General features: G+C 63.3%; 5 protein-coding genes. 3 read left to right on the forward strand and 2 right to left on the reverse strand.

Going from position 1 to position 9,241, the window contains the following annotated elements; genetic code table 11:
- Positions 1 to 212 precede the first annotated feature (212 nt).
- Together M0D67_RS41455 and M0D67_RS41460 are read left to right on the forward strand one after the other, a co-directional pair.
- The gene (locus tag M0D67_RS41455; RefSeq protein ID WP_266243498.1) at positions 213 to 2,564 is read left to right on the forward strand and encodes a UvrD-helicase domain-containing protein; all 2,352 of its coding nucleotides are present in this window, start codon (positions 213 to 215) and stop codon (positions 2,562 to 2,564) included.
- Between the two features lie 11 nt (positions 2,565 to 2,575).
- Positions 2,576 to 3,367 carry a 5'-methylthioadenosine/adenosylhomocysteine nucleosidase gene (locus M0D67_RS41460; protein ID WP_233465434.1) on the forward strand — a complete coding sequence of 264 codons (792 nt, stop codon included), beginning with the start codon at positions 2,576 to 2,578 and terminating at the stop codon, positions 3,365 to 3,367.
- A 3-nt stretch (positions 3,368 to 3,370) separates the two neighbouring features.
- On the opposite strand, the gene M0D67_RS41465 is transcribed toward M0D67_RS41460, so the two are convergent.
- The gene (locus M0D67_RS41465; RefSeq protein WP_266243500.1) at positions 3,371 to 5,260 is read right to left on the reverse strand and encodes a propionate--CoA ligase; all 1,890 of its coding nucleotides are present in this window, start codon (positions 5,258 to 5,260) and stop codon (positions 3,371 to 3,373) included.
- Positions 5,261 to 5,460: 200 nt separating this feature from the next.
- Positions 5,461 to 6,726 (reverse strand): MFS transporter, encoded by a 1,266-nt coding sequence (locus tag M0D67_RS41470; RefSeq protein ID WP_266243502.1) that lies wholly within the window; start codon positions 6,724 to 6,726, stop codon positions 5,461 to 5,463.
- A gap of 522 nt (positions 6,727 to 7,248) precedes the next feature.
- Between M0D67_RS41470 and M0D67_RS41475 the strand changes: the two genes are divergently transcribed.
- Complete coding sequence (locus M0D67_RS41475) at positions 7,249 to 8,928, forward strand: methyl-accepting chemotaxis protein (RefSeq protein WP_266243504.1); 1,680 nt, start codon at positions 7,249 to 7,251, stop codon at positions 8,926 to 8,928.
- Positions 8,929 to 9,241: the final 313 nt, after the last annotated feature.

Genomic DNA, 9,241 nt, shown 5'->3' on the forward strand with positions numbered 1-9,241 from the left:
GCACAGGGGCAACGCTAATAGACCACTAGCAAATCAAGGAAAGGCCAAAGCCCCAGGCAAACAGGCAACAAGCGCCGCGCAGGCAATAGACGAGGGAAAGGCCAAAGCCCCAAGAACCCTGACAATGCCGCCGCAAAAGGCAAAAAACCCCAAAAAAACCTAACCCCCGGAGGGGCATATAATGTCGAACGCCCTCGCCGTCCTCCCAAAAAATGCCCGATCTGCTAGCCAATCTAAACCCCGAACAACACGCCGCCGTCACGCTCCCCAACGAGCCAGCGCTCATCCTTGCAGGCGCGGGCAGCGGCAAAACCCGCGTCCTCATCACGCGCATCGCGTGGCTGATCCAGCACGGTCTGGCGTCGCCCGCCACCATCCTGGCGGTGACCTTCACCAATAAAGCCGCCCGCGAAATGATGTCGCGTCTTTCGGCTCTCCTGCCGATCGACACCCGTGGCATGTGGATCGGCACCTTCCACGGCCTCTGCAACCGCATGCTCCGCGCGCATCATCGCGACGCCGGCCTGCCAGCCACCTTCCAGATCCTCGATACCGCGGACCAGCTCTCCGCGATCAAGCGTCTGATGAAGGGCCTCAACATCGACGACGAAAAGTACCCGGCGAAAAATCTCCAGTACTTCATCAACAATTCCAAAGAACAAGGCCTGCGCCCGAAAGACGTCGACGCCACCGACAACTTCAACCGCAAATTCGTCGAGCTCTACGAAGCCTACGACCAGCAGTGCCAGCGCGAAGGCGTCGTCGACTTTCCGGAGCTGCTGCTGCGCTGCTTCGAGCTGCTCGCGCACAATCCGCCGCTGCGCGCCCACTATCAGGCGCGCTTCAGGCACATCCTCGTCGACGAGTTCCAGGATACCAACAAGCTGCAATACGCGTGGCTGAAGTTGCTGGCCGGGCAGACCAACTCGATCTTCGCCGTCGGCGACGACGATCAGTCGATCTACGCGTTCCGCGGTGCGAACGTCGGCAACATGCGCGACTTCGAACACGAGTTCAACGTCCGGCACATGATCAAGCTGGAGCAGAACTACCGCTCGCACGGCCATATTCTCGACGCGGCCAATCAACTGATCGCCAATAACTCGCGGCGTCTGGGCAAGAATCTGCGTACCGACGCGGGTCACGGCGAACCGGTGCGCGTCTACGAGTCCGCCACCGATACGCAGGAAGCCGGCTGGATCGTCGAGGAAATCAAGGCGCTGATCGGCACCGGCACGTCGCGCAGCGAAGTCGCCATCCTGTATCGCAGCAACGCGCAGTCGCGCACGATCGAACACACGCTGGTCAATGCGGGCATCGCGTATCGCGTGTACGGCGGTCTGCGCTTTTTCGAACGCCAGGAAGTCAAACACGCGCTCGCCTATCTGCGCCTGATCGACAATCCGAACGACGACACCGCGTTCGCCCGCGTCGTCAATTTCCCCACGCGCGGCATCGGCGCGCGCTCGATCGAGCAACTTGCCGACGCGGCGCGTCTGTACAACTGCTCGATGGCCGCGGCGATTCCGTATGTCGCGGGTAAGGCGGGGTCGAGCCTCGCGAGTTTCGCGAACCTGATCGGCAAAATGCGCGCGGAAACGCAGCAGATGAGCCTGCCGGAAACGGTCGAATACGTGGTCCGCACGAGCGGTCTCACGGAGTTCTATCAGAACGAACGCGAAGGCCAGGACCGGCTGGAGAACTTGCAGGAACTGGTCAACGCGGCCGCTGCTTTTGTCAGCGAAGAAGGCTACGGCATGGATACGCCGGCGCGCTCGATTCCGCTGCGCCCGGGCGCGACCACGGCGCCTGAGTTGGCCGTCGCCACGGATGATCCGAATACCGTCGTGCTGGACGCGCCCAGCATCGCCGATCCGGCGCAAAACCCGGACACGATGACGCCGCTCGCCGGTTTCCTGTCGCACGCGTCGCTGGAAGCGGGCGACAACCAGGCGCAAGCCGGTCAGGAAGCCGTGCAGTTGATGACGGTGCACGCGGCCAAGGGTCTCGAGTTCACGGCGGTGTTTATCACCGGGCTCGAAGAAGGGCTGTTCCCGCATGAAAACAGCGCGATGGAATCGGATGGGCTGGAAGAAGAGCGTCGTCTGATGTATGTGGCGATCACGCGGGCGAAGGAGCGTTTGTATCTGTCGTTTGCGCAGAGCCGGATGCTGCACGGCCAGACGCGCTACAACATCCGCTCGCGCTTCTTCGACGAACTGCCGCAGGAAACGCTCAAGTGGCTCACGCCGAAGGTCGAGGCGGGCGCGCGTTGGGGCGGGCGTTCGGATAACGCCGGTTATGGTCGCGACTGGTTCGCGCGACCGGGTTACACGGGCGCCGTGTCGTCGACGCCGGCGCCGTTGCCGGCCTTTGCGAACGAACAACGCGCTGCTGAAACGGGTTTCCGCGTCGGCCAGCAAGTGTTCCATACCAAGTTCGGGGAAGGCACGATTACGGCGCTGGAAGGCGGTGGCACGGATGCCAAGGCCCAAGTCAAATTCAAGCGGCACGGCGAAAAGTGGCTGGCGCTTGCGGTCGCTAAATTGCAGGCGGTTGAATGAGCACGGGCGGCATGAATCCAAACCACAGCGGCGCAACGGTCTCGCATCGTCCGCTTGGCATTCTGGCGGCCTTGCCGCAGGAACTTGGCGATCTGATCGAAGCGATGCGCGCCGAATCCGGCGTGCGCATCATTACTCACGGTCAGCGTGACTATCACCTCGGCACCATGCACGGCGCGCCTTGCGTCGTGACACTGGCGCGCGTCGGCAAGGTCGCGGCGGCGGCTACGGTCAGCGCTTTGATCCATGCGTTCGATGTCGAAGCGGTTGTGTTCACCGGCGTTGCGGGTGGCGTGGGGACTGAGGTGCGGGTCGGTGATATCGTCGTCGCCAACGGGCTGATGCAGCACGATCTCGACGCGTCGCCGTTGTTTCCGCGCTTCGAGGTGCCGTTGCTCGGCGTGTCGCGCTTCGCAGCCGATGCGGCGCTTGCCGATCAACTGGCTGCGGCATGCGAGCGTTTTGTCGCGGAAGAGGGGGCTGCTGCGGCGGCGCGCTTCGGCACACGCGAGCCGCGCGTGCATCGCGGGTTGATCATCAGTGGCGATCAGTTCGTCGCGAGTGCGACGGGTGTCAAAGGCTTGCGCGATGCGCTGCCGGACGCGCTCGCGGTCGAGATGGAAGGCGCTGCGATCGCGCAGGTCTGTTATGAGTACGGCGTGCCGTGCGCGGTGGTGCGGACCATCTCCGACACCGCCGACGATCACGCGCCGCAATCGTTCGTGTCGTTTCTGACGGAGATCGCGGGGACGTATTCGAACGCGATCCTGACGCGGTTTTTAGCGGCACGTAGCGCGGCGTAATCCTTAACCCAGCGCCTCCCGCACCTGCTGCAGCGCCGCCGGATCCTCGATCGTCGGCAGATCGCCCGGTTCGCGTCCCTCGGCGAGCGCCGCAATCGCACGGCGCAGGAGCTTACCCGAGCGCGTCTTCGGCAGCATCGACACCACCACCACACGCGCCGGCCGCGCAATCGCGCCGAGCTGGCGGTCGACCGTCGCGGTGAGTTCGGCTTCCAGCTTCGCTCGTGCCTTCTCGCTCGCATAGGCTTGCGCGTCGCGCAGCACCACGAAGGCCATCGCCGTCTGACCCTTCAGCGCATCCGTCACGCCGACCACCGCGACTTCCGCGACCGCCGCGTGGCTCGACAACGCTTCCTCGATCTCGCGCGTGCCGAGCCGATGACCGGCCACATTGATCACGTCGTCGGTGCGTCCGAGGATCGTCACGTATCCGTCTTCATCCTGAATGCCCCAGTCGAAGGTCGAGTAGGCCTGCTGATTCGGAATACTCGACCAGTACGTGCTGACAAAGCGCTTGTCGTCGCCCCATACCGTCGACATGCAGCCCGGCGGCAGCGGATAGCCCAGCGTGAGCACGCCTTTTTCGCCGGGCGGGCAGGGCTCGCCTGTCAGTTCGTTACGCAAGGTCAGATTGAAGCCGGCCGACGGCACGCCCGGCGAGCCGAGCTTGGTGGGCAGCGCTTCGACGCCGCGCGGAATCGCCAGCATCGGCCAGCCGGTTTCGGTCTGCCAGTAGTTGTCGATCACGGGCTTGCCGAGCGCGTCGGCGATCCATGCGGCGGTCGGTTCGTCGAGCGGCTCGCCGGCGAGGAACAGCGCGCGCAGGCTCGATAGATCGGATTTTTTCAGCAGCGCCGGATCCTGCTTTTTCAGCACGCGCAACGCTGTCGGTGCGGTGAACATCAGATTGATCTTGTGCTGTTCGACGAGGCGCCACCAGATGCCGCCGTCCGGACGAATCGGCGTGCCTTCGTACATCACGGTAGTGAGGCCCGCGATCAGCGGTGCATAGACGATGTAGCTATGGCCGACTACCCAGCCCACGTCCGACGCGGTGAACATCGTATCGCCGGGCTTGCCCTGAAAGATGTGTTCCATCGATGCCGCCAGCGCCACCGCATAACCGCCGACATCGCGTTGCACGCCCTTCGGCTTGCCGGTGGTGCCCGAGGTGTACAGCACATACGAGGGTTCGTTCGATTCGAGCCATTCGCACGGCACGTGGGCGTCGAAAAATTTCTCGCGCAGCGGCTCGTAGGCGACGAGGTAGCTCGCGTTCAGGCGCTCGGGTGCGAGTTGCCGGTCGATCAACAGCACGTGCGGTGTCTTGTGGGCCGCACGCGCAAGGGCTTCGTCCATCAGCGGCGTGTAGTCGATCACTTTGCCGCCACGCGCGCCGGCGTCGGCGGTGACGATCAGCACAGGTTTCGCATCGTCGATGCGGGCCGCCAGATTGGGGGCCGCGAAGCCGCCGAACACCACCGAGTGAATCGCGCCGAGCCGCGCGCACGCGAGCATCGCGAACAGCGCTTCGGGGATCATCGGCAGATAGAGCAGCACGACGTCGCCGCGCTTCACGCCCAGCGAGCGCATCACCGCGGCCATCCGGTTGATTTCGGCGTACAGATCGGCGTAGGTGTAGCGTCTCTCGATACCGGTTTCCGTCGACACGTAGATCAGCGCGTTCTGCTGCGGACGCTCGGCCATATGCCGGTCCACTGCGTTATGGCACAGGTTCGTGCGCCCGCCGACGAACCAGCGCGCGAACGGCGGATTCGAGCGGTCGAGCACGGTATCGAACGGCGTTTGCCAATGAATCCGCTGCGCCTCATCACGCCAGAATTCCTCGGGCTGCTCGATCGAACGGCGGTGGAAGTCGCGGTAGGTGGTCATCGGCGGCGATCCTTCTGCTGCGTGAGTGAACGGATGTCGAGTCGTACGGCTGCGAGGCGCGGCGGGAGGGCAGGCCGTACATCCGCACAAGCATAGAGCAGGCGTCGCCTTGCGGACAACGCGGGTTCACCATGAGGGCGCGGCCCAACGGAAAAAGGCGCCGTAGCGCCTTTTTCTTCATGCAACCGCAAGCGGCTCCGTCACGCTTTCGCGCGTTTGCCTTCGACATCCGGCAGAAACACCGTCAACAGGCCGATCAGCGGCAGGAACGAGCAGACCTTATACACATAGGTAATGCTGGTGGCGTCGGCCAACTGTCCGAGCACGGCAGCGCCGATCCCGCCCATGCCGAACGCGAAACCGAAGAAGAGGCCCGCGATCATCCCCACCTTGCCGGGGATCAGTTCCTGCGCATAGACGAGGATCGCCGAGAACGCCGAAGCCAGCACGATACCGATGATCACCGTCAGCACGCCGGTCCAGAACAGGTTGGCATACGGCAGCAGCAGCGTGAACGGCGCGACGCCGAGGATCGACACCCAGATCACGTACTTGCGGCCGATCCGGTCGCCGATCGGACCACCGATCACCGTGCCTGCCGCAACCGCCGCGAGGAACACGAACAGGTGGACCTGGGCGGCCTGCACCGGCAGGTGGAACTTGTCGATCAGATAGAACGTGAAGTAGCTGTTGATGCTGGCGAGGTAGAAGTACTTCGAGAACACCAGCAGCATCAGCACGCCCATCGCGAACATGACCTGGTTGCGCGACAGGGTCGCGTGACCGGTCTGGCTGCGCGCCTTCTTCACGGCGGGATGCTGCTTGTACCAGCGGCCGATCTGCGTGAGCACGACGATCGCGACCAGCGCCGCCACCGAGAACCACGCGATGCTGCGCTGGCCATGCGGAATCACGATCAACGCGGCGAGCAAGGGCCCGAGCGACGAACCCGCATTGCCGCCCACCTGGAACAGCGACTGCGCCAGACCGTGGCGGCCGCCCGAGGCCATGCGCGCCACCCGCGACGATTCCGGATGGAACACCGACGAGCCGCAGCCGACCAGCGCCGCCGCGACCAGCAGCACGCCGAAACTCGGCGCGACCGACATCAGCAGCAGGCCGGCGAGCGTGAAGCCCATGCCGACCGGCAGCGAATACGGCTTCGGATGCTTGTCGGTATAGCTGCCGACCAGCGGTTGCAGCAGCGACGCGGTGATCTGGTAAGTCAGCGTAATCAGGCCGATCTGCCCGAACGACAGCGAAAAGTTGTCTTTCAGCATCGGGTAGATCGCCAGGATCAACGACTGGATCATGTCGTTGAGCAGGTGCGAAAAGCTGATCGCGCCCAGCACGGAGTAGACCGTGCGCTGGACCTTGGCGGCCGGCTGCGCGCCGGCGGGGTTGGCTGAACCCGCGGGGGAGGCTGAGGCGCCGGCGAGGGCGCTTTTTTCGAGGCTCGTTTCCATACGCTAGATGAGAGAGAAGAAAGGGTGTGCGGTCATGATTTCAGGCCGCCGGCGCGTCGCGATTTCCGGCGTTCGCATGCCTTTGCGCAACCTGCCGGGTTGCCGCGGCATTTCGACGCGGCGCCGGGCGTTGTCAGCTATTTGTCTAAGTTTAATGTGGCTCGCACGAATTGTAAGGACAAGTTTTGTCGAGAATCGGACGCGAATTGCGCATTCCATACGTCATGGATGTGCCGAAGCCCCAACCGCGATGCACCGCGGCGGTGCCTGTGTCAAGCGTGTTGCGCATGGTGACGTGTGGTTGGCACGTCGTCTGATAAATGCGATTCGGGGATTTTTGGCCATGTATAAAACGATCGCGGGCGCGGAGCTTACAAAGCGACGCGTCGAGGACCGGGCGCGGCAGTCGGCATCAGACAAGCGACGTTAAAGATCGCAGACGGTTATGCCGTAGACCCGGAGAGATAAGTATTAATGCCGGAACCGACCTTTCCGGCAGTTCGAAACGTGGGGACGAGAAATATGAAAGCAGTTTCGCTGGGCGGCCAGACGGGCGCGGGGTTCGTACCGGAAGGGGAAGCGGCGGGCAAACCGTCGCCATCGCGTGGCCAGGGCAACCACTCGCGGGCCGTGCGGCTCAAGGGCTTGTCGGTGAAGGCGACATTGCGGCTGGCGTTTGCCGTGCTGCTGATCGGCACACTCGCGATCGGCGTGTTTTCGCTGACCCAGATCAGCCGCCTGAATGCTTCCGCACAATCGATCTACGACCAGGGCCACGTCGCGAGCCGCGCTGCCGAAGAGGCGCGTGGCCACATGCTGCGCGCAAGCCGCGCGCAAAAGATGCTGCTGACCGCGACCACCGCCAAGGAGCGCGACGATCTCGGCGCCGACATCGACAAGGGATTGAGCGGCCTCGCGAGTGAACTCGGCACGCTGCAACAGTACGTCGACACATCTGACGCGAAGGCTGTCGACCAGCAAAAGAAATTCGCCGCTGCCGTCGCGGCGTGGAGCGGACACCTGCGTGATTTCGTGACGCTTGTAAAAGCGCAGCCGCTCGATCTTTCGCAGATGAACTGGCAGGTCGGCACCCAGGACGTCTCGTTGCTGGTCGAGACCGGCAAGCTCGAAAAACTCGTCGACGAACTCGTTGCCCAGCGCGGCACAGCCGCAAAGGCAACCATCGAGGCATCGGGTTTCATCTTCCATTCGTCGTTCGTGATGCTCGCTGCGATGACGGTCGCGCTGATCGCACTGGCGTTCGGCATTAGCGAGTGGGTAGTCCGACGCCTCGCCGGCCAACTCGGCGGCGAGCCCGCGTACGCAAAGGAAATTGCCAGCCGGATTGCCGCGGGCGACCTATCGAACCAGATCGCATTGGGCCGCAAGGACAAGTCGAGCATGCTGTACGCGCTGCACGACATGCAAAGCGGCCTCGCGACGACGGTCTCCGACATCGCGTCCAGCGCGGACGCAATCGCGACCGCATCCGGCGAAATCTCGATGGGCAACCTCGACTTGTCACAACGCACCGAGCAACAGGCGATGGCGCTCGAGCGAACCGCGAGCAGCATGGAACAGTTGACTTCGACGGTTCGTCAGAACGCCGACAACGCGAGGCAGGCGAGCACCCTAGCCAACAACGCCTCGGAAATTGCGGAGAAGGGCGGCGACGTAGTAAGCCGCGTGGTGGCGACGATGAACGAGATCAACGACAGCGCGCGGAGCATCGGCGACATCATTGGCGTGATTGAGGGGATTGCATTCCAGACCAACATTCTCGCGTTGAACGCGGCGGTGGAAGCGGCACGAGCCGGCGAGGAAGGCCGAGGATTTTCGGTAGTCGCTGCCGAAGTGCGCAACCTTGCTCAACGCAGCGCGGCTGCCGCCAAGGAGATCAAGGGCTTGATCAGCACGTCGGTGGAGCGAGTGAGCAACGGCTCGACGCTGGCACAGGATGCCGGGCAAACGATGGATGAAGTGGTGAAGGCGGTGAAGCGCGTAACCGACATCATGGGCGAGATTTCGGCGGCATCATCGGAACAGAGCGCGGGAATTGAAGAGATCAATCTTGCGGTAACGCAGATGGATTCCGGCACACAGCAGAACGCCGCGCTAGTGGAACAGGCCACAGCGGCCGCCAGATCCCTGGACGATCAGGCTCGCGGCCTGAAGCAGATGGTCGGAAAGTTCAGGCTATAAAACAGGAAGCACCGCACCTGAAGAAACGAGACTGAACTACCGCCTCGGCGCGCCCAGCGCCGCCGAGGCGAAGCCGATGGTTCCCCGGGGCGTAAAACCGAAGCCCCTGGTTTCCCAGGCAGACCCATCCGCGACGCACGCAGTGCGGAGTGGGAGCTGATGAGCCCTTTGTCACTAGCGCCGAATGTGCGAGGGCCCGGATTCCACGGAGCCACTGCCACTTGCAGGCCACGGTTCCCACTTAGCAGTAGCGGTTTTAGCCGCTTTCTTTGCTTATCTTTCTTTGCGGCGGCAAAGAAAGTAAGTGCCGCCC

It is taken from the genome of Paraburkholderia sp. SECH4 (assembly GCF_030511745.1).
GTDB lineage: Bacteria > Pseudomonadota > Gammaproteobacteria > Burkholderiales > Burkholderiaceae > Paraburkholderia > Paraburkholderia madseniana.